Origin of the sequence: Curtobacterium salicis (assembly GCF_011759505.1) — a bacterium.
GTDB classification, from domain to species: Bacteria; Actinomycetota; Actinomycetes; order Actinomycetales; family Microbacteriaceae; genus Curtobacterium; species Curtobacterium salicis.
Window position 1 is genome coordinate 626,863 of record NZ_JAAOYO010000003.1, and the last position, 22,595, is coordinate 649,457.

Here is a 22,595-nt window from a genome sequence, read left to right on the forward strand (position 1 = left end):
AACCCTGGTTGGGGGTTCCTGGCAGCGATCTTGACACACGTTCAGGAATTCCGCCGCAACCCCCGTTCGGGGGCGGTGGACATCTTGCCGCGTGCCGGGACGGGGTGTGGTAGACCCCTCCCCATGAGCAGTCCTTCGTTCCTCGACGTGGAGACGACGAATGCCGACGAACTCACCGAAGCGATCAGCGAGGGGTTCGGGTACCGCGTCGCGCCGTCCTCCGACCTGGTCTCGCACCGGCAGCACGTCATCGTCGGGGACCCGGTCACGATCGCGGACCTCGAGTGGGACACGGAGCTCCGACTCGCGGTCGACGCCACCGACGAGGTGATGTTCGTGGAGGTCCACTCGGGGACGTTCGCCTTCAACCCGTGGGGCTCCGAGCAGGCCATCGGCGGGGGCGACGCGTTCGTGATGCCACCCGACCAGGAGCTCGAGTTCGCGATCGACCACGCGGTGGCGTCGACGTGCTCCTTCTCGGCGCAGCTGCTCCGCCGGGTCGCCCAGGAGGTCTGGGACGACGAGGACGTCTGCCTGGCGGAGGGCTCCCTGCGGCCGGTGGACGCCGCGCGCCACTGGCTCTGGCGCCGGACCGTGCAGGAGTACCGCCAGCAGGTGCTCGAGACCCCGGACGTCTACGGCAACGAGCTGCTGCGCGCCGAGGCGTCGCGGTTCGTCGTCGTGAGTGCGATCTCGGCGTTCGGACTCGTCGCCGAACCCCGACGCGGAGCCTGCGAGAGCGCCGCCGTCCGACGCGCGACGACCTGGGTGGACGAACACCGCCGCGAGCCGATCACGGTGCACGACCTCGCCGCGGCGGCACGACTCTCGCCGCGGGGGCTGTCGCTGGCCTTCCGTCGGGAGCGCGGTCAGACGCCGATGGAGTACGTCCGGCTGGCGCGGATCGACGGCGCGCGGGCAGCGCTGCTCGCGGGCGACCCGACGCGCGGTGACACCGTCGCGGCCGTCGCGGCCGAGTGGGGCTTCAGCAACGCCGGACGCTTCACGGCGCTGTACCGGCAGACCTACGGCGAGACGCCCCGGCAGACGCTGATGCGCTGAACCGCCCCCGCCGTCCGCTGCTGCCCGTCGGGAGGGTACAGAGGGCGGAGGATGGTGAGGCCCCCGCCCTCTCTTCCCAGGACCCTGATCCGGCCCCGGGGCACCCCCATTGTGCCAGGAGGACGCCCGGAACGCAGGACGTGCGTTCCGCGGTCGACACCGATTTCTCCGGCACCGGCATTGCCACGTTGCAGTGTGCCGAACGCGTCCGAGTGCTACCGTCGGCGTCACGTCCTGGTCCCTGACCGGGCGTCCGTGGGACGGGGTGGCTCCTGATCCGCCACCTCGTCCCACCCCTCGGGCCTCGTCGCCGGCCGCTGGTCCGCGGCCGTGCATCTCGATCGAGCAACGTTCGGCGCGCCGGGCCGATGCCGCGGCACGGACGCGAGGACTGCTCGGTACCGTTCTCGACGGGGACACCACGACCGCGTGGCCGGTCCGTTCGACACCGCTCACGAGGAGACCCGCACCATGCGTCGCAGCACCACGTTCGCCGTGACGGCCGCCCTGGCCGTCGGACTCGCCCTCACCGGGTGCGCGCAGGACGGCGCGTCGGTGGCCGACCGGACCCCGTCCGCGACGGACGCCGTCGCCACGTCGGCACCCGCCGCCCCGGCGGACCCGACCGACACCGCGACGCCCGCGCCGACGCCGACGAGCACCGCCGCCGCCGAGGGCTCCGTGCCGTCGACGTGCACGGACCTCATCACCGCCGGGAAGTGGGACGACTCCTTCGCCGCCGCGCCGCTCAACGACCCGTCCGTCGTCGGTGACCCGATCACGATCCCGAAGGGCGGCTTCACGGACGCCCTCCAGCCCGACGGCAAGCGCCTGTACTGCGTCTGGAAGGACCCGCGCACCGACATCTCGTACCTGTCGATCCAGGTCGACGCGGTGGACGCGGCGGCGGCAACCGGTGTGCTCGACGCGCTGAGCGGGTACGACTGCGTCGACGCCGACCAGGGGCGCAGCTGCCAGAAGACGTCGCAGGACCAGCAGTACCCCGTGACCGACGGCGACACGTACTTCACCGGCGGGGGCATCGGCATCCGGATCCAGCAGGCGAACATCCCGACCGACGGACTGCTGGACGACGTCGTCGCCCACGTGTTCTGAGCGGTCCGACGCGCCGCAGGTCATCCGACCCCATCGCGACACGCCGAGGGGCTGCGCTCACCGGCATGGGCCGACACGCCGCAGTGCCACCGATCGTGCGAGTGACCGTCGACCGTCCCGTCCCGTCGGCCCGCACGGTCCCCACCGGGTCGCAGCGTTCGGGGTCGGCCCCTCGCCCGTTGCCGCGGCCGCCGCTGCCGTCCCGGTCCTCCGGATCCGCCGGGTCGTCCGCAGCGGCGACGCTCCGGCCCGTCGGGCGGTCCGCCGAACGCCGGATGGCCACCGCGCTGGCGTTCGCGGCCCCCGTCGCACTGCTCGCGACGCAGCTCACCCTCCCGGCCTTCGCCGACCCGGCGACCGCGGCCGTCCCCGTGGCCGCCCCGGCTCCGACCGCGCAGACCTTCGTGGCCCCGACCACGATCGAACTGGTCACCGACCGTGACGGCTTCACCGTGCAGGCCCCGCCGAAGCCGAAGCCGAAGCCGAAGCCCGTGCCGTCGGCGCCGCCGGTCGCCGCAGCCGCTCCGGTCCCGATTCCGGCCCCGCCCGTCCGGTCCGTCGCCGCCAGTGCGGTCGTGCCGGTCCCCGCGGCACCGGCACCCGCGCCCGTCGCCCCGGTCCCGACCCCCGGCAGTGCCCAGGCGATCGCGGCGGACATGGTCGCCGCCCGAGGGTGGAGCGCCGACGACTTCGGCTGCCTCGTGTCCCTCTGGGACCGCGAGTCCGGCTGGCGTACGACGGCCGCGAACCCGAACGGCGCCTACGGCATCCCGCAGGCGTACCCGGGGTCGAAGATGGCCTCCGCCGGCGCCGACTGGCAGACGAACCCCGCGACGCAGATCACGTGGGGGCTGGACTACATCGCCGGACGCTACGGGACCCCGTGCGGCGCCTGGCAGCACAGCGAGGCCGTCGGCTCGTACTGAGCACCCGCCGACCGCGCGCGCCCTCAGTGCGTGCGGCCCCGCAGCCGTCCGATGCCCAGGACGATCCCGACGACGACCATGCCGAGCACGAGCCCCGCGACCGCCGAGATCGCGGTGTCGACGATCCACGTCACGACGGGCCCGGCGCCCTCGACCGCCACCTCGACGTGGTGCAGCAGTTCGTACGGGCCGGCCCAGAACGTCTCGGCCAGGTTCGCGATCACCAGGTGTCCACCGACCCAGAGCATCGCGACCGTGCCGACGATGCTGATCACGCGGAACACGGCGGGCATCGCGCGGACGATGCGGGCGCCGGCACGACGGGTGCGACGGACCGGGTTCTTCATCATCTGCAGACCGATGTCGTCGATCTTCACGAGCAGGGCGACGGCGCCGTAGACCAGCAGCGTCATGCCGAGGCCGATCACCGCGAGCGCACCGAGGGTCGGCCAGAAGCCCAGGTCGGTGTCCAGGCTCGCGAGGCCGATGAGCATGATCTCGGTGCTGAGGATCAGGTCGGTGCGGATGGCGCCGAACACGAGCTTCGGTTCGCTCGCGGCCTCGTCCGAGGCCGCCTCGTGGTGCACTCCGAACCACTCGGTGACCTTCTCGGCGCCCTCGAAGCACAGGTAGGTGCCGCCGATGACGAGCAGCCACGGCAGCACCCAGGGCGCGAACGCCGACAGCAGCAGCGCCAGCGGGATGACGATCACGAACTTGTTGAACAGGCTGCCGAGGGCGATCCGGCCCACCACGGGCAGTTCGCGTGCGGGAGCGAGACCCTGCACGTACTGCGGGGTGACGGCGGCGTCGTCGATGACGACGCCCGCGGTCTTCGCGCTGGCCTTGAGCGCCGCGCTGAGGATGTCGTCCACGACGGCGAGCAGTCCGACTGACATGGGTGGTCTCCTCGAGCGTCCGGGCGGTGTCCGGACAGCATCGGGGCAGGCTGTCCGATCGCTCAGACTACTGGCCCCCAGGTGAGCGTTCCCGATGAGCGGACCGCACCGTGAACGATCCTGCCGGCGGTCTCGTGTCCTGGGTATGGGAATGCGTACTCGTACCAAGGTCATCATCGGCATCGCGGCGGGCGTCGTCGTGGTCGCAGGGGTCGGCGTCGTCGTCGGTCCCCGCCTCTACGCGGACGCCGTCAACGGATCCGCCGCCGCCGCACCCTCGCTCTCCTCGAGCGCCGCGGGCACCCTCGACGCCGCCGACGCCGACGGCACGTGGAAGTCCGGCACCGGTTCCTACGCCGGGTACCGCGTGCACGAGGTCCTGCAGGGGCAGGATGTCACCGTGGTCGGACGGACGAAGCAGGTCGCGGGCACGGTGACCGTCGCCGACGGCGAGCTCTCCGACGCCACCGTCACCGTGCAGGTCGGCACGATCAGCACGCCGGAAGCCGCGCGCGACGCCTACTTCCGTGACAAGGCCCTGCAGACCGACAAGTTCCCGACCGCGACGTTCCACGTGACGAAGCCGGTGGACGTCTCGAGCGCCCTCGGTGGCTCGACCCAGAGCGTCACCCTCAGCGGCGACCTCACCATGCACGGCGTCACGAAGACCGTGCAGGCCGACGCGCAGGTCGCGGTCGGCGAGGACGGGGACGTCCAGGTCGCCGGCGAGGTCCCGGTCACGTTCCAGGACTACGGCGTCACGGCACCGTCGCTCGGCTTCGTCACGGTGGACCCGAAGGGCTCGGTCGAGTTCTCGCTCGACCTCGCGAAGTGACGATGGCCGCATCGGGACCGGACGAGCTGCTCGGCGCGCTGTACCGCGAGCACGGCGACGCGCTGCTCCGGTACGTGCGGCACCTCACCCGTGACGCCGGCCACGTCGAGGACGTCGTCCAGGAGGCGATGGTCCGCGCCTGGCAACGGCCCACCGTGCTGGTACGCGAACCGGACGCCGCCCGCGCCTGGTTGTTCACGGTGGCCCGGAACCTGGTCGTCGACGACGCCCGGTCCGCCCGGAACCGCCGTGAGCACCACACCGACCAATCGGTCGACCGGATCGAGGCGGACCGGACGGACGCGGTCCTCGACCGCATCGTCGTGGCCGACGCCCTGGCATCGTTGTCCTCGGAACACCGCCGGGTGGTCGTCGACGCGTACTGGCTCGGCCACACCGTGCCCGAGATCGCCCGGCGACACGACATCCCCGAGGGCACCGTGAAGTCGCGGTTGCACTACGGGCTGCGAGCACTGCGGCTCGCCCTGCAGGAGAGAGGCGTCACCCGATGAGCGAGGACCGCTACGCGGAGTGGGACGCGGCCTACGTCCTCGGGTCGCTGCCGCCCGCCGAACGCCTGGAGTACGAACGCCACCTGGAGCACTGCGACGGGTGTCGCTCGGCCGTCGCCGAGCTGGCCGGTCTGCCGGGGCTGCTGGGGCGCCTCCCGGCCGACGCCGCGGTGGAGATCGCGGAGCCGGACGGGAGGCCCCTCACCGGCCACGAGAGCACGCTCGCCTCGGTCGCGCACCGCGTCCGGCGTCGTCGGCGTCGTCGTCGCGCGGTGGTCGCGGTCAGCGCGGGCTTCGCGGTCGTCGTCGCCGTCGTCGCCGGGCTGGGTGTCGGCCTCCGCGCCGACGCACCCGGCACCGAGGCGGTCGCGCCGACCGTCTCGGCCGGCGCGTCCGCGGACCGGTACGCGCTCACGGGGAAGTCCGGGTTCGACGTCGACCTGGCGGTGCGCGCGGAGTCCTGGGGCACCCGCTTCGACTGGGGCTGCTCCTACGGGGGCCGGGACTGGTCGGCGGACGGGTCGGTGATGTACGACCTCGTCGTCGTCCGCACCGACGGCTCCGACGAGCGGATCGCGTCCTGGACGGCGGCCGGGCGGGAGGCCCGCGGCCTGTCCGCCACGACCGACGTGCCGCGCGCCGACATCGCGAGCGTCGAGGTGCGGCTGCGAGGCGAGACGGGGACGCTGGCGCGGACCGACCTCTGACACGTACGGGCCCCGACGGGTACCGCCTGTGACGGGTGGGCGCGGCAGGATGGTCGGGTGACACGAGCGCAGACCGTCCGGGACGCCGTCGTCGACGAGGTCGCCCGCACCGGCTTCGTCGCCCACGGCCTGCACGTCCGCATCGGCGATGACGTCGCGGAGCACCACTGGGGGCCCGACGCCCGCCGCGACGTGCAGTCCGTGGCGAAGGGCGTCTGCGTCCTCGCCGTCGGCATCGCGGCGGACGACGGGCTCGTCGCCCTCGACGACCCGGTGTCGGCGGCCCTGCCAGGCTGGACGTCCGGCGACGGCACGGACGCCGTCACCCTCCGACACCTGCTCAGCATGACGAGCGGCATCGACCTGCCGTGGTCCCCGACGCTGCTGACCGACTGGCCGGACCTGGCCGTCGAGTTCCTCCGGCGACCTTCCCGCGGACGGGTGTTCCAGTACGCGAACGCCAGCACCTACACGGCGATGCGCGTCCTCGAGACCCGCGTCGGCGACGTCGGCCGGTTCGTGCAGGACCGGTTGTTCAGCCCCCTCGGCATCGAGGACGTGGTGTGGGAGCGCTGCCCGAACGGCTTCGTCGCAGGTGGCGGCGGGCTGTGGCTCGACACTGCCGAACTCGCACGCCTCGGTCGACTGGTCCGCGACCGGGGGCAGGCGGACGGACGGCAGCTCGTCGCGTCCCGGTGGGTCGACGCACTGCACACCGACTGGGTCGTCGCCGGATCGAACCCGGCGTACGAGCGGTACGCGCTCGCCGGGTGGGACGGGCCCGCGCAGCTGTGGCGGCTGCACGGTGCGTACGGGCAGATGCTGCTGTTCGACGAGGCCCGCGGGGCGGTCGTGACCATCACGGCCGACGACCACGCCGGGGCGGACGCGACGGCCGCGTTCGTGGCGCGGGCGCTGGCGGGGACGCTCGACGACGGGCCGCGCTGACCGGACAGGCGCTTCGTTTCGGGGACACCCACCGCGCAGGGTGGACAGTCCGAGCGATCGACGGAGTCAGTGTGCCGTGGGTGTCGGCCGTCCACGGCAGTCTGAGGCCAGTTCGTTGTACCTGTTCGGGTCAGGAGCACGGGCGTTGGTGCTGGTGCCTGTCCGCAGGCACCAGCACCTGCACGTCGGTCGGCTCAGCCGTCGTCGCGTGCCAGGACCGTCACCGTGACGTCGTCCTCGGCGTGCTCCGCCGCCCGCAGCCGCACCGTCTCGAGGAACGCCGCCGTGTTCGGCGCTCGCCGGAACGTCCGCCCGATGTCCGTCAGGGTGTCGATCGTCCCGTCGCCCAGGTCCAGCACCCCGTCGCTCGCCACGATGAGGGCGTCGCCCGGCTCGAGCACCAGGGTCCCCAGTCGGAACGGGACGCCCTCCGGGTGCAGACCGAGCGGCAGGTCCCGCGACCGGCGGATCTCCGACGTGCCGTCCGCGTGCAGGTGCACGACGAGCCCGTGTCCGGCGTCCACGAAGTCGAGCCGCCCGGTGCTCGGTGTCAGGCGTGCGTGGAAGAGGGTCGCGAAGGCGGAGGCGCGGCTCAGGTCCTCGCTGATCCGCGGTTCGACGGCGCCCACGGCCGCGACCGGGGGCAGGTCCTCGTGCTGCCGGAGCGCTGCCCGGAGTCCGGCGGCCAGCAGCGCCGCGGGCTGCTCCTTGCCCATGATGTCCGCGAGCGTGACGGTCACGGCGTCGTCGGCGACCGTCCAGTCGTGGACGTCGCCGCTGAGGTCCCCGTACGGCACGCTGAGCCCGGCCAACGCGTAGCCGGGGACGTGCACGGGTGGCGGCGCGAGGGCCTCGACGACCTCGAGCAGTCGGTCGTGCTGCAGCCCCTTCGCCAGGGTCTGCTCGGTCCAGCGGCCGAGGTCGATCAGCGCGGCCTCGTCCTGCGGGGTGAACTGCCGCGGCCGGACGTCCATCAGGCACAGGCTGCCGATCGTCAGCTCGCCCGGCATGGTCAGGGGGACACCGGCGTAGAAGCGGATCCCCCGGCTCGTCACCCCGGGCAGCACCGCGGTCCGGGCGTCGGCGAGCGTGTCGGGGACGACCGTCGGCCCCGGACGCTGGACGGTCAGCTGGCAGAACGACCACTCGAGCGGCCCGGACGTCGGCTCACCCGCGACGTTGGGTGTCAGCGTGTGCAGGAGCGTGTCGTCGAGCAGGTTGACGTAGGAGAACGGGACGTCGAAGACCTCGCGGGCGATGCGGACGATCCGGTCGAGACGCTCGGAGGGCGCGAGCCCGACGACGTCGAGCGCGGCGACGAGTGCCGCGCGTGCCGATCCCGAGTCGTTGCCGTCCATCTGGCCTCCCCCGCGCAGTCGGTCCATCGCATCCTCCCACGGCCCGTGCGGCGACTGTCAGGTCAGGCGTCCCCGTGGACGACCTCGGCGCCGGTGTCCACCGGGCCGAGCGCGTCGAGGACGCGGTGCGAGACGGCCCGCAGCGTGTCCGCGTCACCGGCCACGGGCCTCCAGAACAGCTGTTCCAGCGCCGCGGTGTGCGCGCGGATGCCGGCCAGGACCGCGCGCCGACCGTCCGGCGTCATCACGATCCAGCTGCCGCGACCGTCCGAGGGGCAGTCGGCGCGGGCGACGAGGCCCCTGGCCACCATGCGCGTGACCTGGTGGCTGACGCGGGACTTCTCCCACCCGATCCCGGCGGCCATGTCGCGGACGCGCAGCCGGTGCTCGGGGTCCCGGTGCAGGCCGATGAGGATCTCGAACTCGGGGATCGAGATGCCGGCGTCCCGCTGGACGGCGACGTCGAGCGCCCGGTCGAGCCCGCGCCAGACGTCGTGGAACGCGTCCCACGTGGGCCAGTCGTGGCCGTCAGCGCCGTGCTCCACCATCTCGCCAGCGTATCCGTGAGCGGACCTCGTCGGACCGGGGATCATCCGTTCGGCTGACTCCGGGACGGCACACGGGCGCCTCCGAGGAGACGTCGGGGGAGCGGCCTACGATCGAGACCATGCCGCCCGCACGCCTCCAGGACTGCACCGACGACGCGTTCGCCCTCGTCGGACGGTGGCTGGACGCCTCCCGCGGGGTGAAGCCCGACGCCCGAGCGGCGCGGCTCGCCGAGGTCCTGCGCGACGAACGCGGTCTCGACTTCGCCCGCGGATTCGTCGACAAGGTGATCCGTCCGGACGACCCGAAGGTCGCCGCCCGCAACCTCGAGAAGGCCAGCCGCGACGTCCCCGACTTCCTCGCCTGGTACCTCCGCGGTGCCGTGACCGTCGGCGGCGGCTTCGCGACCATGGCGCCCTGGGCGGTCATCCCCTCCGCGCGGCGGGTGCTCCGTCGGCTCGCCGGGCACCTGGTGGTCGACGCCCCGCCGGCCCGCCTCGGTGCGGCGCTCGGCAAGCTCGCCGGCCCGGGCACCCGTCTCGACGTCGTGCCCCTCGGCCCGACCGTGCTCGGACCCGCCGAGAGCGACCGCCGACTGGCCTGGATCACCGACCTGCTCGGCCGTGACGACGTGCCGGCGGTGTCCTTCGCGGTGGCGGACGTCGTCCCGCCGACCTCGCCGTGGGCGCTCGACGACGCCACCGACCAGGCGGTCGACCGTCTCGTCCCAGTGTTCCGCGCGGCCCTCGCCGGCGGCAGCACCCTCTCGCTGCTCGTCGACGGCCCGCACGACCTCGACCTGACCGTCGCCGTGTTCCGCACCCTGCTCGACCAGGACGAGTTCGCCCACACGACCGCCGGCATCACGCTGCCCGCCTCGCTGCCCGACAGCCTCGGCGTCCTGTCGGCCCTCACCGAGTGGGCGGCCGCCCGCCGGTCCCGTGGCGGCGCACCCGTCCGGGTCCGGCTCGTCGACGGCGCCCACCTGGCCGAGGAACGGGCCGACGCCCTCGTGCACGGCCGCCCCTCAGCCCTCTTCGCCACCCGCCCGGAGATCGACGCGGCACTGCTGCGGCTGCTCGACGCCGCACTCACGCCGGAGCACACCGACGCCGTGCAGATCGCGCTCGCCGGGCTGGACCCCGTCCTGGTCGCCGCCGCTCGAGTCCTCGCCGAGCGTCGGGGGGTGACCGACGCGCTCGAGGTCGAGGTGCTCCTCGGCATGACGGGCACGGTCCTCGACGCCGTCCGCGCCGACGTCGGCACGGTCACCCTCCTCACCCCGGTCGTGCACCCCGACGAGTTCGACGCCGCGATCCCGTACCTCGCGCGACGGCTCCGTGAGGGAGCGGCCGTGGCGGGTTCGGCGTCGGCCGCCCTGTCCGCCGGTGGCCTGGACGACGCCGACCGGGCCGCCCTCCTCGACCGGGAGCGCGCGCGGCTGACCACCGCCGTGGCCGCCCTCGACGACCCGGCCCCGACCACGCTCCGCACCCAGGACCGTCGCGTCGCCCTCGGTGCGCCGGATGTCCGGACCGAGCACCCGCCCGCGACGGACACCGACGCCGGCGTCGACGCGAACCGGCAGTGGGCAGCCGACCTGCTCCGCCGCGTCCCCCGCTCACCGCTCGGCACCGCCACCGTCCGCGGCGCCCGTGTCACGGACCGCCCCCGACTCGAGCGGACGATCGCCCGCACCGCCCAGGCCGGCGTCAACTGGGGCCGGCAGGACCCGCAGGACCGCGCCGAACTCCTGGACCTCGTCGCACACGAGCTCGAGACCCGTCGAGCGGACCTGGTCGAGGTCGTCGTGGCCGAGACCGCGATGACCCTGACGGAGGCCGACCGGCAGGTCAGTGGAGCCGTCGACGCCGCCCACCACGCGGCCGACCGGGCACGCCACCTGGTCGACGTCGCGGGCGCCGCCTTCGTCCCACCACGACTGACGGTCGTCGTCGCACCGTGGAACTCCCCGGTGACGACACCGGCCGACGGGGTGCTCTCGGCGCTCGCCGCCGGCAGTGGCGTCGTCCTCAAGCCGTCCCCGCTCGCGAAGCGCACCGGTGCGGTGCTCGCCGACGTCCTCTGGCACGCCGGCGTCCCGCACTCGATGCTCCAGCTCGTCGACCTCGACGTCAGCGAACTCGGCCGGGACCTCGTCGCGCACCCGGCCGTCGACCGCGTCCTGCTCACCGGTTCGCCGGACACCGCCCGCTCGTTCCGCTGGTGGCGTGCCGGCCTGCCCCTGCTCGCCGAGACCGGGGCGGTCTCCGCGGCCGTCGTCACCCCAGCGGCCGACGTCGACCAGGCCGTCCGTGACGTCGTCGCCTCGGCGTTCGCCCAGTCCGGGCAGGCCAGCACGGCCGTCTCGCTCGTGGTGCTCGTCGGGTCCATGGGCGAGGACGGTGACGACAGCCGGTTCCTCCGCCAGCTCGCCGACGCCACCCGCGCACTCCGCGTCGCCTGGCCCACCGACCCGTCCGCACAGCTCGGGCCGCTCGTCGTCGAACCGACCGGGGCAGCCCGCTCCGCCCTCACCGAGCTCGGTCCGGGGGAGTCCTGGCTCGTGGAGCCGCGGCTGCTCGACGAGTCCGGGCGGCTCTGGTCGCCCGGGGTCAGGGTCGGCGTCCGGGCCGGCAGCGCCACCACACGCTCCACCGTCGGCGTGCCCGTCCTCGGGGTCGTCCAGGTCGAGACGCTCGAGCAGGCGATCGCGATCCAGAACGGCAGCGACCACGGCCTGGTCGAGGCCCTGCACACGCTCGACGTCGACGAGGTCGCGCTCTGGACCAACCGTGTCGAAGCGGGCACGCTCGTCGTGAACCGCGCCACGACCGACACCACCGTCGTCCGACAGCCCGTCGGTGGGTGGGGGAGCTCCTCGGTCGGCGCGGTGGCGAAGCGCGGCGGACCCGACTCGGTCGCGATGCTCGGGCACTGGGAGCCCGTCCCCCGGGCCGTGCACAAGAGCATCCAGCTGCACGGCCTGCCGCCCCGGGTCACGGCACTCATCGAGGCGTCCCGCAGCGGGCTGTCCTTCGAGGAGTTCGACCAGGTCCGCGCCGGCGCCACCAGCGACGCCCAGGCGCGGGAGTCCCGCTTCGGCCGGTCCCGGGACACCGCGGACCTCGGCGTCGAACGGAACGTCCTCCGGTACCGGCCGCAGTCGGTCGTCGTCCGTCAGTCCGAGGGCGTCGGCACCGGTGACCTCATCCGGACCCTCGCCGCCGCGACCGCCGCGCGGGCCCACGTCCTGCTGAGCACGGCCCGGGCACTCCCCGGTCCACTCACCCAGCTGCTCGCGAGCGGTCGGTCCCCGCTCGACGTCGTCGACCACCTGGTGGAGACCGACGACGAGTTCCTCACCCGGGCGGCGTCCGGAGCGCTCCTCCACGAGCAGTGGTCGGGTGGCGCCGCGGAACCGCAGGACGCCATCGACATCGTGCTGTCGCAGGGCTTCGAACCCCGTCCGCACACGGCCTTCGGTGGCCCGGGCTCACGGATCCGTCTGCTCGGCGGCGACCCCCTCGCCCTCGAGGAAGCGCTCGGCGCGGGCATCGACACCACCATCCACGACGCCCCGGTCGTCGAGGCCGGCGTCGTCGAGATGGCGCACTACCTCCGCGAGCAGACCGTGGTCGTCACCGCGCACCGGCACGGCGACGTCGACCCCGAGTTCGCCCGCCTCCGCCTCTGAGCTCGGACTGGCGTCCCGGACGGGAGGCCCCACCCGCGTCCGATGCGCCGCTCCCGTGCGCAGGGCCTCCCGTCCGTTCCCCGCGTCACCTGGGGCGCGCCCGTGAGGCGGCCCCGGGCTCGGCGTAGCGTTCGTGTCATGAGTGCAGCAGAGCGTGACAACGGGGTCCAGTCCGAGCCGATCATGGACGGTGCGACCGACGCGACGAACGAGGAGAAGCTGCACGGTCTCGTGGAGCAGGTCCAGCACGACCACGGTGACGAGGGTGCCGGCGTGATGGCCGACCACCTGCGCGACCGTCTCGACGAGACCGGTGTCGAAGCCGAGGACCCGGCCTCCGAGGTCGAGTAGCAGCAGCGCGACGGACGCCCCCGCCGACCGTCAGGTCAGCGGGGGCGTTCGGTGTCCCGGGCGCTGTCGGTCAGCGCTTCCCGCCCCGCCCGACGAGGGCGACCTCGAGCACGGTGAGGAGCGTCGCGATCCAGAGCTGGCGGACGGCGAACCGGCGGGACTGCCGGTCGAGCAGGGCCAGCGGCACCATGGTCACGCCGTGGGTCGCGTCGACGAGGGCGCTGACGGTGTGGGCGTCCGGCGTGCCGACACGGAGGACGAGCCCGGCCTGCGTGACCTGACGGACGCCGAGGACCCGGGCGAGCACCGCGGGACGGCCCAGCGCACGGCGGGAGCCGACCAGGTGGACGACACCGATGGCGGCACGCAGCAGCTCGACCGCGAGTGCCCGCTGCTGCCGCGAGGGGCGGCTCATCGTCGGCGCCCGGCGGCCGTGGCGACCGCGAGCCCGGCGACGCCGAGCGCTGCGCCGATGATCCCGTTGCCCAGGCGACGGTGCTCCACCCACCAGGTCTGCGGCGACCACTCGTGGGCCTGCTCGTCGAACGCACCGTGCGCGCCGTGGTCCCCGGGGACCGGCTCGTACAGGTTGACGCCGATCTCTTCGCCGTCCTTCTCCGGGATCTGCTGCCCGCCGACCAGGGTCTTCGCGGCGTACCAGTCCGCGAACCGGCCGCTGATCCGGTTGCCGAGGATCGTGTACACCGTGGACTCACCGACCCAGGTCCGACGGCGGGGGTGCTCCGCGGTGGCCGCGATCGCGCGGGCGCCGACCTCGGGCTGGTAGATCGGCGCGACGGGCTGCGCGTGGTGGGGGAGCGTCGACTTCACCCAGCCGAACTGGATCGTGTTGAGCGCGGGCATGTCGACCCGACTGATCCGGACCTTGCTGCCCTGCTCGATGAGCTCCGACACGACCGACTCGGTGAACCCGACGATGGCGTGCTTCGACCCGCAGTAGGCGCCCTGCAGCGGGATGCCGCGCGACCCCAGCGCCGAACCGACCTGGATCACGTGCCCGGAGTCCCGCGACACCATGCGCGACAGTGCTGCACGCGTGCCGTTCACGACCCCGAGGTAGTCGACCTGCGTCGCGCGCTCGAAGTCCTCCGGCGCGGTGTCGAGGAATCTGCCGAACACCCCGACCATGACGCCGTTCACCCACAGGTCGATGGGGCCGAGCTCGGCTTCGACCCGGTCGGCGGCGTCCTCCACGGCCTGGCGGTCGGAGACGTCCGCGACGAGGGCCAGGCCGCGACGACCGGCGGCTTCGATCTCGGCGACGGCAGCGTGCACGCCGTCCGCACCGCGCGCGAGGACGGCCACGTCCCAGCCGCGGGACGCGAGTTCGCGGACCGTCGCCCGTCCCAGTCCAGCCGATCCACCGGTCACCACAGCCACACGAGTCATGCACCCCTTCTACGCGGTGCCGGTGCCGCAGCGGTCAGCCGCTGTCCCCCGCGCGGTGCCCCGCCGGCCGCGGCCAGCCGAGCCCGAGCCTCGGCCCCGCCGGCCGTCGGCCGCCGGCCGCCGGCCGCCGGCCGTCAGGCGCGCGGGCCCGCGAACCGGGTGACGACACCGGGCGAGTACAGCACCGAGTCCGGCTCCAGCTCGGTGAGCGCCACGGGCAGCCCCGCCGCCCCGATCAGGTCGTCCCGCAGCCGGGTGAGCGACGCCCGGTGCACCACCCACGAGTCGTGCTCGTTCGGCCACCACGAGGTCCGCCCGGCACGCCCCACGTGCATGCCCCACCGCGCGGTGAGGAACGACTCGAGCGGGGTCGGTTCGCTGATCGGCTCGCCGACCTGGACCTCCACCTGCGACCGCAGGCGCGACCCGTGCCGGTGGACGGCGTAGGCCATCCGGTCGCCACGCTGCCGACGGGCGACCCGCGCCCAGTGGTACGGCGTGCCGGTGACGACCCGTGCGGCGACGGCGGGCAGGAACTTCCCCGCGTCGAGCGACAGGAACACCACCCCACGGCGGCCGGTGTCGTCGCGGGTGTAGACGCGGACGTTGACCTCGAGGAAGTCGCCGACGTTCCCGGTGCGGCCGAGCGGGCCGAACGGCGGGAAGCGCGTGTCCTCGAAGCTGAACGCGATGAGGCCCACCCACGTGGTCACGTCGTCGTCGGTACCGTCCGGCGCCATCGTGTCGGGTCGCGTACCGGACGGCAGCAGCGGCGCCACCGCGGACACGTCCACCCGCCAGTGCACGAAGACGACGTCACGCCAGGCCTGTTCGATCCAGGGTCGCCCCGGCAGGGCGGGCGCGGTGGGCGTCACGGCCTGCAGGTCGAGCGCACCCCCGTCGGGCAGCGTCGCGGTCATCAGGTGGTCCCGTCCGTCGTCGTGGTCCCGTCCATCGTGCTCGGTCCCGCTGTGCCCACACCCCCTGCGGGCTGCCCCGTGGCGCCCGGCCCCACCACCGGCTGGTCGTCCCACCCCTGCTGCGGGGTCGCGCAGGTGCCACGGAACACGTACTGCGAGGGCCGCTTCCGCTCGTTCGACACCCAGTCGATCGCGGGCCGTCGTCGTTCCGGCGGCAGGTACCCGATCCGGTACACGGCCATCAGCTCCAGCTCCGGCGGCACCTCGAGCAGCTGTTCGACCTCGTGCCACGACTCCTCGATCTCCATCGGGAAGGACACGAACTGGATCCCGAGGCCGAGCTCCGTCGTCATCAGCCAGACGTTCTCCATCGCCGCACCCATGCTGAACACCGAGTAGAAGGCGTTGCGGGCCTCCTTCCGGTACTCGTCGCGGTCGAGCATCACCCCGAGCAGCAGCGGGGAGCCGGCGACGAGCTTCCGGTTCTCCTCGCCGAGGGTCTGCGGGACCCGGAGGGCGTTCATGAGGAACTGCCCTCGCTTCGTGAAGACCTGGTTCGTGAACGGCCGCAGCGGCTTCGGCAGCTTGTCGAACAGCATGCCGTCCCGACGCTCGTCCATCTCGGCCTGCGAGAACCGGAAGTACGGCCGGTACCGCTCGAAGAACGTGCCCCGGGACATCGTCGTGGTCATCGCCCGGCCGCTGATGTCCGCGACCCGGTCGATCGTCTCGCGCTCCTCGATCAGGACGAACCGCCACGGTTGGCTGTTCAGCTGCGACGGCGCCCGTCCGGCCAGTTCGACCAGCAGACGCTGGTGCTCCTCGGACACCGGGTCCGGCAGGAACGCCCCGTTCGTGGTGCGTCGGCGTCGGATGGCCTCGATGAGTTCCACTGGTGTCCTTCCGCCTCGGCGTCGAGCGGTCAGCGTCGGGCGAGGACCGCCCCCAGGTAGGACGGCGCCGCGGCGACCGCGGTCTTCCAGTGTGCTCCGGTGCGCGGGTTCGTCCGTGGAGCCAGTGCCAGGGGGACGAGCGCGGGCAGCAGGAACAGCGCCGACCGGGACCGCGTCCAGAGCGGGGTCGTCGCGGCCGCCCCGGTGAGGGCGGCGGTCGCCACGAACAGGCCGTGGTGCACGATCCGCAGCCTGCGGGTGCGGATGAGGCGCACCGCGACCGCGGTGCCCCACAGACAGTTGACGACGTACGAGGCGGTCGCGGCGGTGACCAGCCGCCGGGCGGCCACCGACCCGGGAGGCCCGCCGCGCCTCCCGACCGTCACCCCACGTCCCATGCACGCGAACCTACCCTCCCGCGAAACGCAACCCCGGCGGCGGCGCGCAAGGCGGTACCGCTGCGCGATGACGCTCACCTTGCGTTTTGCGGGGGAGGAGGGGGTCAGTCGGAGCCGCGGCTGACGAGCTTCGACAGCACGATCGCGGAGCGGGTGTGGTCCACCTGCGGAGCGAGGCGGACGCGGTCCAGTGCCTCCTCGAGCGCGGGCAGGTCCCGCGAACGCATGTGCACGACGGCGTCGGCGCTGCCGGTGACCGTGCCGGCATCGACGACCTCGGGCACGGCGTCGAGCAGGGTGCGCAGTTCGTCGGGGGAGACGGTGCCGCGACAGTAGAGCTCGACCCACGCCTCGGTGCCGCGGTCATCGACGGCCGGGTCGACCTTGATCGTGAAGCCCTGGATCACGCCGTCGGCGACGAGCCGGTCGACGCGGCGCTTCACGGCGGAGGCGGAGAGCCCGACGACCGAGCCGATGTCGCCGTAGCCGGCGCGGGCGTTCTCCCGCAGCTGGTCGAGGATGCGGTGGTCGAGCGAATCCATTGTGCTGATCCTACGCGTGGTCGTTGCGAGCAGACACCGACCGACGCAGGAAACGTGCGTGGCGAGCCGTGCCCCCGGACGGCCCTCCTGTGCGAGGATCGCTGCAGGCGTCGGTGCTTGTGTCGGTGCTGTTCCGCCCGGCGCTGGTGTGGTTGACTCTCGATCAGGCGTCGACCTGGTCCGCCTCCCGCGAGTGAGCCTGCATCTCGTGGGAGCACTCACCGTGGTGGTTCCTGGCAGGCTCGGGCCCCGGTCCTGGAGGACCCCGTGTCGAACACCGCACCCCAGCCCACCACCGCCCTGCAGCGCACGGCCACGCACCGCACCGTCCTGATGTGCAAGCCGACTCACTACACGGTCAGCTACCGGATCAACCCCTGGATGCACCCGGAGGAGCCGACCGACACCTCGAAGGCCGTCGCGCAGTGGCAGAGCCTCGTCGACGTCTACGAGCAGCTCGGCTTCGCGATCCACCAGATCGAGCCCATCGAGGGGCTGCCGGACATGGTCTACGCGGCCAACGGCGGCTTCGTGCTCGACGGTGTCGCGTACGGCGCGAAGTTCCAGTACCCGGAGCGTCAGCCCGAGGGCCCGGCGTACATGGACTGGTTCCGCCAGGCCGGCCTGACCGTCGCCGAGCCCGAGGAGACGAACGAGGGCGAGGGCGACTTCCTGCTCATCGGCGACACCATCTACGCCGGCACCGGGTTCCGCTCCGACAGCACCTCGCACGAAGAGCTCGCCCGCGTGTACGGCCGCGAGGTCGTCACCCTCAAACTCATCAACCCGAGCTTCTACCACCTGGACACCGCCATCGCGGCCCTCGACCCGGTGCCCGACGCCGAGGGCAAGTCGAACATCGCGTACCTCGAGAGCGCCTTCGACGAGCCGTCCCTGGCGATCCTCCGCGAGCGCTTCCCGGACGCGATCATCGCGACCGAGGAGGACGCCGCGATCCTCGGCCTCAACTCGTACTCCGACGGCTACAACGTCGTGATCGCCGCACGCGCCACCACGTTCGCCGAGCAGCTGCGCGAGAAGGGCTACAACCCGATCGGCGTCGACCTGTCCGAGCTGCTCCTCGGCGGCGGCGGCGTGAAGTGCTGCACGCTCGACCTGCACCCGATCGGCACCGGCACCTCCGTGGCACGGTCCTGATGGCCGGCGCGCTCGGGGTGAACACGGCCGCGGCGCTCGCCGTGGAGGACCGCGCCCTCGCCCACAACTACAGCCCGCTGCCGGTGGTCATCGCGTCCGGCCACGGTGCGACCGTCACCGACGTCGACGGACGCACCTACCTGGACGGACTCGCCGCCTACTCGGCGGTCAACTTCGGACACGGCAACCCGCGCCTCCTGACCGCGGCCCGCGACCAGCTCGACCGGGTGACCCTGACGAGCCGGGCGTTCGTCAACGACCGCCTCGGTCCGTTCGCGGCCGGCCTGACCGCGCTCACCGGCACCGAGATGATGCTGCCGATGAACACCGGTGCCGAGGCCGTCGAGTCCGCGATCAAGGTGGCGCGCGCCTGGGGCTACCGCGTGAAGGGCGTGCCGGCCGAGCGGGCGACGATCATCGTCGCGAGCGGGAACTTCCACGGCAGGACGACGACGATCATCTCGTTCTCGGACGACCCCGACGCCCGGAACGACTTCGGGCCGTACACGCCCGGGTTCCGCACCGTCCCCTACGGCGACGCGTCGGCGCTCCGGGACGCGATGGACGACACCGTCGTGGCCGTCCTGCTCGAGCCGATCCAGGGTGAGGGCGGCGTGGTCATCCCGCCGGCCGAGTACCTGCCCGCGGTCCGCGAGGTCTGCGACGAGTTCGGCGCGCTGTTCATCGCCGACGAGATCCAGTCCGGCCTCGGACGCACCGGCCACACCCTCGCGGTCGAGCGCGTCGGCGTGACGCCCGACCTCATCACGCTCGGCAAGGCACTCGGTGGCGGCATCGTCCCGGTGTCCGCCGTGGTCGGTCGCGCCGACGTGCTCGGGGTCCTGCGCCCCGGGGAACACGGTTCGACCTTCGGCGGCAACCCGCTCGCGGCAGCCGTCGGCAGCGAGGTCGTCGCGATGCTCGCCGAGGGCACCTTCCAGCAGCGGGCGCTCGACGGTGAACCGGTCCTCCGCGGTTTCCTCGACGAACTCCTCGGCCAGGGCGTCATCGCGCACCGCGTCGCCGGACTCTGGGCCGGGATCGACATCGACCCCGCGCTCGGCACCGGCAAGGAGGTCGCGAAGGAACTCGCGGCGCGCGGGGTCCTCGTGAAGGACACGCACGGGTCGACGATCCGCTTCGCTCCGCCGCTCGTCGTGACCGACGAGGAGATCGCCACCGCGATGCAGGCCCTCGGCGCGGTCCTCCACGCGCTCGCCTAGCCCGTCCGCGGAACACCGGTGCTTCCGCATCACATCGCGGGATCCGGCGGTGTGATGCGGAAACACCGGTGTCTTCGGGGTCGACCCGCCACGGGCGGACGGGAGGCACGGTGCGGGCCCGCCCCGCGCCTCCCGTCCGACAGGCGGCGCTAGACGCGACCCGGCGCGTACGCCTCGGCCAGCCGGTCCATCAGCGCGTCCTTCTCCTCGTCGACGACCTGCGCCTCCGGGTGTGCGTCGTACCAGGCGACCAGTTCGCGGGCCCCCTCGCGGAACGAGGTGCGTGCCGCCCACCCGGGTACGAGCGTCCGGACCTTGCTGTTGTCGAACACCATGCTGTTCGCCTTGTCCCCGACCACACCCGCGCCCCACTCCGGGTCCGCGGCCATGATCGCGTCTGCCGGCACGTGCACGATCCGCGGTTCCGGGGCACCTGCGGCGGCCGCGACCTCCTGGTGGATGCGGTCCCACGTCGGCGACTCCTGGCCGGTGATGTGGAACGCCTCGCCGATCGCCTCGGCCCGGTCGAGCACCCCGACGAACGCGACCGCGAAGTCCCGCGCGTGCGTGAGCGTCCAGAGCGAGGTACCGTCACCCGGCACGACCACCGGCTTGCCGGCACGCAGCCGCGCGACGACCGTCCACCCGCCGTCGAACGGCAGCAGCGTCTCGTCGTAGGTGTGCGACGGCCGGATGATCGTGATCGGGAAGTCGTCCTGCCGGTACGCGGCGACGAGCAGGTCCTCGCACGCGATCTTGTCCCGCGAGTACTGCCAGTACGGGTTCTTCAGCGGCGTCGACTCGGTCACCGGCAGGTGCGTCGGCGGGGTCTGGTACGCCGACGCGGAGCTGATGAACACGTACTGGCGGGTCTTGCCGGCGAAGAAGTCGATGTCGGCCTGCACCTGGTCCGGCGTGAACGCGACGAAGTCGATGACCACGTCGAACGTGCGGTCGCCGATCGCGGCCGCCAGGGCATCCCGGTCCGCGACGTCGGCCTGGAGGCGCGTCACCGCATCCGGGAGCGCCCGCTTCTCCGTCGTGCCCCGGTTGAGCACCGCGACGTCGAAGCCCTGGTCCACCGCCTCGCGCACGCAGGCGGCGCTGATGATGCCGCTCCCGCCGATGAACAGCACGCTGGATCCGGTCATGGATGCTCCCTTGCTCCCGGCGGTGCGTCCGCGCACCGCGCCACTTGCGATCCTGCACCTCACGGGCTGGGGCGGGCGTCGAGCAGGGCCGGGAGACAAGTCGTTGCGGACGCCCACTCCGCGGCCACCGGGCTGATCCAACCGAGCAGTAGACTTCTCCTGAAGACCCCGGAACGATCCCTGGCCACGGCCACATCGCCGGGGTTACGTCGTTCTCGGAGCAGCTCCCGCTGGATCGGGGTCACTGACCGCAGGACTACCGTCACGGGCGTGCCGCATCGACGCGGCCACGACAGGAGTGACAGACACATGGAGTACCGCTACCTCGGCAACTCGGGCCTCAAGGTCTCCGAGATCACCTACGGCAACTGGCTCACCCACGCCTCCCAGGTCGAGAACGACGCGGCGATCGCCTGCGTCAAGGCCGCACTCGAGGTCGGCATCTCGACGTTCGACACCGCCGACGTGTACGCGAACACCGGCGCCGAGACCGTCCTCGGCGAAGCGCTGAAGGGCGAGCGCCGTCAGTCCCTCGAGATCGCGACGAAGGTCTTCGGGCCGACCGGGCCGAAGGGCCACAACGACACCGGGCTCTCGCGCAAGCACATCCTCGAGTCGATCGACGGCTCGCTCGGTCGTCTGCAGACCGACTACGTCGACCTGTACCAGGCGCACCGCTACGACCACGAGACCCCGCTCGAAGAGACCATGCAGGCGTTCGCCGACATCGTCCGTCAGGGCAAGGTCCTGTACGTGGGCGTCTCGGAGTGGACCGCCGACCAGCTCCGCGCCGGTGCCGCACTGGCGAAGGACCTGGGCTTCCAGCTCATCTCGAACCAGCCGCAGTACTCCGCGCTCTGGCGGGTCATCGAGGAAGAGGTCGTCCCGACCTCGAAGGAACTCGGCATCTCGCAGATCGTCTGGTCGCCGATCGCCCAGGGTGTGCTCACCGGCAAGTACCAGCCCGGTCAGCCGCTGCCCGAGGGGTCCCGCGCGACCGACGACAAGGGCGGCGCGAAGATGATCGAGCGCTTCATGAACGACCAGGTGCTCACCGCCGTGCAGGAGCTCAAGCCGGTCGCGGACGAACTCGACCTGTCGATGGCGCAGCTCGCCGTGGCATGGGTGCTGCAGAACGAGAACGTGGCGTCCGCGATCATCGGTGCCTCGCGTCCGGAGCAGGTGCACGACAACGCCGGCGCTGCCGGGGTGCAGATCCCGGCCGAGCTGATGTCCCGCATCGACGACGCCCTCGGTGCGGTCGTCGAGCGCGACCCGGCGAAGACGAACGACAGCAGCCCGAAGACCCGCGAGGCGTAGGCCGCGCTGCCCGGCCGGGACGAGCCTCCCGGCCGGCTGGCCCGGCTCGCGGAACACCGGTGTTCGTCTGAAACACACCCGCATCGCGCGGTGTCACCGACGAACACCGGTGTTCTGCGGAAGCCGAACCGCCCATCAACGCAAAAGAGCCCCTTACCGAAGTAAGGGGCTCTTCACCGTGGCTGGACGCGGTGTCGATCCGCGGACCTTTCGATTTTCAGTCGAACGCTCTACCAACTGAGCTACCCAGCCGTGGCGACCCTGACGGGACTTGAACCCGCGACCTCCGCCGTGACAGGGCGGCACGCTAACCAACTGCGCTACAGGGCCATATGGAATTGCTTGTGGTGCTGATCGTGCTCGGTGTCGTTCTGTTCTGCTTGCTGTCCCCCGATGAGGAGTGACCCCAACGGGATTCGAACCCGTGCTGCCGCCGTGAAAGGGCGGTGTCCTAGGCCACTAAACGATGGGGCCGCAAGCAGTGCATCGCGCTACCGATGGACAAGCATACGGATGGTCGGCCCTCTTGCCAAATCGAGCCCGCCGAACGATGCAGGTGGGCGTGTCGCGCTCCCTCCATGGACCCTCAGGGAGCCGCCGGAGCGGGGTCCCACGGGGCGGAC

General features: G+C 72.6%; 22 protein-coding genes and 3 tRNA genes. 12 read left to right on the forward strand and 13 right to left on the reverse strand.

The genetic code is table 11. The features are described 5' to 3' along the window. Positions 1 to 123 precede the first annotated feature (123 nt). From E9228_RS11495 to E9228_RS17115, 3 genes are all read left to right on the forward strand, one after another. Positions 124 to 1,062, forward strand: a complete 939-nt coding sequence (locus E9228_RS11495; protein WP_166780677.1) for a helix-turn-helix transcriptional regulator — start codon at positions 124 to 126, stop codon at positions 1,060 to 1,062. 471 nt (positions 1,063 to 1,533) lie between these two features. Continuing rightward, a complete protein-coding gene (locus E9228_RS11500) occupies positions 1,534 to 2,178 on the forward strand; it encodes a hypothetical protein (protein ID WP_166780678.1) in 645 nt (214 codons plus the stop codon). Between the two features lie 275 nt (positions 2,179 to 2,453). Beyond that, positions 2,454 to 3,104 (forward strand): aggregation-promoting factor C-terminal-like domain-containing protein, encoded by a 651-nt coding sequence (locus tag E9228_RS17115; protein WP_252727982.1) that lies wholly within the window; start codon positions 2,454 to 2,456, stop codon positions 3,102 to 3,104. A gap of 23 nt (positions 3,105 to 3,127) precedes the next feature. Here the strand turns inward: E9228_RS17115 and E9228_RS11510 are convergent, their stop codons facing one another. Then, the gene (locus E9228_RS11510; RefSeq protein ID WP_166780679.1) at positions 3,128 to 4,003 is read right to left on the reverse strand and encodes a DUF808 domain-containing protein; all 876 of its coding nucleotides are present in this window, start codon (positions 4,001 to 4,003) and stop codon (positions 3,128 to 3,130) included. Positions 4,004 to 4,154: 151 nt separating this feature from the next. Between E9228_RS11510 and E9228_RS11515 the strand changes: the two genes are divergently transcribed. Genes E9228_RS11515 through E9228_RS11530 form a run of 4 tightly spaced genes read left to right on the forward strand, consistent with a single transcriptional unit; the run spans position 4,155 to position 7,005 of the window. Next, positions 4,155 to 4,838, forward strand: a complete 684-nt coding sequence (locus E9228_RS11515) for a YceI family protein (RefSeq protein WP_166780680.1) — start codon at positions 4,155 to 4,157, stop codon at positions 4,836 to 4,838. A gap of 2 nt (positions 4,839 to 4,840) precedes the next feature. Beyond that, positions 4,841 to 5,350 carry a sigma-70 family RNA polymerase sigma factor gene (locus tag E9228_RS11520; protein WP_166780681.1) on the forward strand — a complete coding sequence of 170 codons (510 nt, stop codon included), beginning with the start codon at positions 4,841 to 4,843 and terminating at the stop codon, positions 5,348 to 5,350. Continuing rightward, positions 5,347 to 6,057 (forward strand): anti-sigma factor family protein, encoded by a 711-nt coding sequence (locus tag E9228_RS11525; RefSeq protein WP_166780682.1) that lies wholly within the window; start codon positions 5,347 to 5,349, stop codon positions 6,055 to 6,057. The genes E9228_RS11520 and E9228_RS11525 overlap by 4 nt, the downstream gene beginning before the upstream one ends. A gap of 57 nt (positions 6,058 to 6,114) precedes the next feature. Beyond that, complete coding sequence (locus E9228_RS11530; protein WP_166780683.1) at positions 6,115 to 7,005, forward strand: serine hydrolase; 891 nt, start codon at positions 6,115 to 6,117, stop codon at positions 7,003 to 7,005. Positions 7,006 to 7,199: 194 nt separating this feature from the next. Here E9228_RS11530 and E9228_RS11535 read toward each other — a convergent pair whose 3' ends face one another. Together E9228_RS11535 and E9228_RS11540 are read right to left on the reverse strand one after the other, a co-directional pair. Beyond that, positions 7,200 to 8,390, reverse strand: coding sequence for a PP2C family protein-serine/threonine phosphatase (locus E9228_RS11535; protein WP_166780684.1), 1,191 nt, complete (start codon positions 8,388 to 8,390; stop codon positions 7,200 to 7,202). Positions 8,391 to 8,425: 35 nt separating this feature from the next. Next, entirely contained in the window at positions 8,426 to 8,911 is a 486-nt protein-coding gene (locus E9228_RS11540) for a MarR family winged helix-turn-helix transcriptional regulator (protein ID WP_166780685.1), read from the reverse strand. Positions 8,912 to 9,030: 119 nt separating this feature from the next. Here E9228_RS11540 and E9228_RS11545 point away from each other — a divergent pair, with 119 nt between their 5' ends. Both E9228_RS11545 and E9228_RS11550 read left to right on the forward strand, forming a co-directional pair. Beyond that, on the forward strand, positions 9,031 to 12,606 hold the full coding sequence (locus E9228_RS11545; RefSeq protein ID WP_166780686.1) for a proline dehydrogenase family protein: 3,576 nt from the start codon (positions 9,031 to 9,033) through the stop codon (positions 12,604 to 12,606). A 138-nt stretch (positions 12,607 to 12,744) separates the two neighbouring features. Then, entirely contained in the window at positions 12,745 to 12,957 is a 213-nt protein-coding gene (locus E9228_RS11550; RefSeq protein ID WP_166780687.1) for a hypothetical protein, read from the forward strand. Between the two features lie 70 nt (positions 12,958 to 13,027). On the opposite strand, the gene E9228_RS11555 is transcribed toward E9228_RS11550, so the two are convergent. From E9228_RS11555 to E9228_RS11580, 6 genes are all read right to left on the reverse strand, one after another. Further along, entirely contained in the window at positions 13,028 to 13,372 is a 345-nt protein-coding gene (locus E9228_RS11555) for a hypothetical protein (protein ID WP_166780688.1), read from the reverse strand. Continuing rightward, the gene (locus tag E9228_RS11560; protein ID WP_166780689.1) at positions 13,369 to 14,367 is read right to left on the reverse strand and encodes an SDR family oxidoreductase; all 999 of its coding nucleotides are present in this window, start codon (positions 14,365 to 14,367) and stop codon (positions 13,369 to 13,371) included. The genes E9228_RS11555 and E9228_RS11560 overlap by 4 nt, the downstream gene beginning before the upstream one ends. A gap of 134 nt (positions 14,368 to 14,501) precedes the next feature. Next, on the reverse strand, positions 14,502 to 15,287 hold the full coding sequence (locus E9228_RS11565; RefSeq protein ID WP_166780690.1) for a YqjF family protein: 786 nt from the start codon (positions 15,285 to 15,287) through the stop codon (positions 14,502 to 14,504). Next, the gene (locus tag E9228_RS11570; RefSeq protein WP_166780691.1) at positions 15,287 to 16,180 is read right to left on the reverse strand and encodes a nitroreductase family protein; all 894 of its coding nucleotides are present in this window, start codon (positions 16,178 to 16,180) and stop codon (positions 15,287 to 15,289) included. Before E9228_RS11570 ends, E9228_RS11565 begins: the two co-directional genes overlap by 1 nt. A gap of 29 nt (positions 16,181 to 16,209) precedes the next feature. Next, the gene (locus E9228_RS11575) at positions 16,210 to 16,578 is read right to left on the reverse strand and encodes a hypothetical protein (RefSeq protein WP_166780692.1); all 369 of its coding nucleotides are present in this window, start codon (positions 16,576 to 16,578) and stop codon (positions 16,210 to 16,212) included. A 104-nt stretch (positions 16,579 to 16,682) separates the two neighbouring features. Then, the gene (locus E9228_RS11580; protein ID WP_111076413.1) at positions 16,683 to 17,120 is read right to left on the reverse strand and encodes an Lrp/AsnC family transcriptional regulator; all 438 of its coding nucleotides are present in this window, start codon (positions 17,118 to 17,120) and stop codon (positions 16,683 to 16,685) included. Positions 17,121 to 17,387: 267 nt separating this feature from the next. Here E9228_RS11580 and ddaH point away from each other — a divergent pair, with 267 nt between their 5' ends. Further along, positions 17,388 to 18,278 (forward strand): dimethylargininase, encoded by an 891-nt coding sequence (ddaH, locus tag E9228_RS11585; RefSeq protein ID WP_341849869.1) that lies wholly within the window; start codon positions 17,388 to 17,390, stop codon positions 18,276 to 18,278. Next, positions 18,278 to 19,501, forward strand: a complete 1,224-nt coding sequence (rocD, locus tag E9228_RS11590; protein WP_166780693.1) for an ornithine--oxo-acid transaminase — start codon at positions 18,278 to 18,280, stop codon at positions 19,499 to 19,501. Before ddaH ends, rocD begins: the two co-directional genes overlap by 1 nt. 149 nt (positions 19,502 to 19,650) lie before the next feature. Here rocD and E9228_RS11595 read toward each other — a convergent pair whose 3' ends face one another. Then, the gene (locus E9228_RS11595; protein ID WP_166780694.1) at positions 19,651 to 20,652 is read right to left on the reverse strand and encodes an SDR family oxidoreductase; all 1,002 of its coding nucleotides are present in this window, start codon (positions 20,650 to 20,652) and stop codon (positions 19,651 to 19,653) included. A gap of 309 nt (positions 20,653 to 20,961) precedes the next feature. On the opposite strand from E9228_RS11595, the gene E9228_RS11600 reads away from it, so the two are divergent. After that, a complete protein-coding gene (locus tag E9228_RS11600; protein ID WP_166780695.1) occupies positions 20,962 to 21,972 on the forward strand; it encodes an aldo/keto reductase family protein in 1,011 nt (336 codons plus the stop codon). A gap of 179 nt (positions 21,973 to 22,151) precedes the next feature. Here the strand turns inward: E9228_RS11600 and E9228_RS11605 are convergent. The 3 genes from E9228_RS11605 to E9228_RS11615 form a co-directional block, all read right to left on the reverse strand. Beyond that, positions 22,152 to 22,224 (reverse strand) — tRNA-Phe (locus tag E9228_RS11605). Between the two features lies 1 nt (position 22,225). Then, a tRNA-Asp gene (locus tag E9228_RS11610) sits at positions 22,226 to 22,302 on the reverse strand. A gap of 71 nt (positions 22,303 to 22,373) precedes the next feature. Continuing rightward, positions 22,374 to 22,446 (reverse strand) — tRNA-Glu (locus E9228_RS11615). Positions 22,447 to 22,595: the final 149 nt, after the last annotated feature.

Bases quoted from the DNA above. Each gene is read 5' to 3' on its own strand.
- rocD (WP_166780693.1), top strand. From the start codon at position 18,278: ATGGCCGGCGCGCTCGGGGTGAACACGGCCGCGGCGCTCGCCGTGGAG.
- E9228_RS11525 (WP_166780682.1), top strand. From the start codon at position 5,347: ATGAGCGAGGACCGCTACGCGGAGTGGGACGCGGCCTACGTCCTCGGG.
- E9228_RS17115 (WP_252727982.1), top strand. From the start codon at position 2,454: ATGGCCACCGCGCTGGCGTTCGCGGCCCCCGTCGCACTGCTCGCGACG.
- E9228_RS11515 (WP_166780680.1), top strand. From the start codon at position 4,155: ATGCGTACTCGTACCAAGGTCATCATCGGCATCGCGGCGGGCGTCGTC.
- E9228_RS11510 (WP_166780679.1), bottom strand. From the start codon at position 4,003: ATGTCAGTCGGACTGCTCGCCGTCGTGGACGACATCCTCAGCGCGGCG.
- E9228_RS11575 (WP_166780692.1), bottom strand. From the start codon at position 16,578: ATGGGACGTGGGGTGACGGTCGGGAGGCGCGGCGGGCCTCCCGGGTCG.
- E9228_RS11560 (WP_166780689.1), bottom strand. From the start codon at position 14,367: ATGACTCGTGTGGCTGTGGTGACCGGTGGATCGGCTGGACTGGGACGG.
- E9228_RS11520 (WP_166780681.1), top strand. From the start codon at position 4,841: ATGGCCGCATCGGGACCGGACGAGCTGCTCGGCGCGCTGTACCGCGAG.
- E9228_RS11535 (WP_166780684.1), bottom strand. From the start codon at position 8,390: ATGGACCGACTGCGCGGGGGAGGCCAGATGGACGGCAACGACTCGGGA.
- E9228_RS11595 (WP_166780694.1), bottom strand. From the start codon at position 20,652: ATGACCGGATCCAGCGTGCTGTTCATCGGCGGGAGCGGCATCATCAGC.
- E9228_RS11600 (WP_166780695.1), top strand. From the start codon at position 20,962: ATGGAGTACCGCTACCTCGGCAACTCGGGCCTCAAGGTCTCCGAGATC.
- E9228_RS11545 (WP_166780686.1), top strand. From the start codon at position 9,031: ATGCCGCCCGCACGCCTCCAGGACTGCACCGACGACGCGTTCGCCCTC.
- E9228_RS11540 (WP_166780685.1), bottom strand. From the start codon at position 8,911: ATGGTGGAGCACGGCGCTGACGGCCACGACTGGCCCACGTGGGACGCG.
- E9228_RS11550 (WP_166780687.1), top strand. From the start codon at position 12,745: ATGAGTGCAGCAGAGCGTGACAACGGGGTCCAGTCCGAGCCGATCATG.
- E9228_RS11580 (WP_111076413.1), bottom strand. From the start codon at position 17,120: ATGGATTCGCTCGACCACCGCATCCTCGACCAGCTGCGGGAGAACGCC.
- E9228_RS11500 (WP_166780678.1), top strand. From the start codon at position 1,534: ATGCGTCGCAGCACCACGTTCGCCGTGACGGCCGCCCTGGCCGTCGGA.
- E9228_RS11495 (WP_166780677.1), top strand. From the start codon at position 124: ATGAGCAGTCCTTCGTTCCTCGACGTGGAGACGACGAATGCCGACGAA.
- E9228_RS11565 (WP_166780690.1), bottom strand. From the start codon at position 15,287: ATGACCGCGACGCTGCCCGACGGGGGTGCGCTCGACCTGCAGGCCGTG.
- E9228_RS11555 (WP_166780688.1), bottom strand. From the start codon at position 13,372: ATGAGCCGCCCCTCGCGGCAGCAGCGGGCACTCGCGGTCGAGCTGCTG.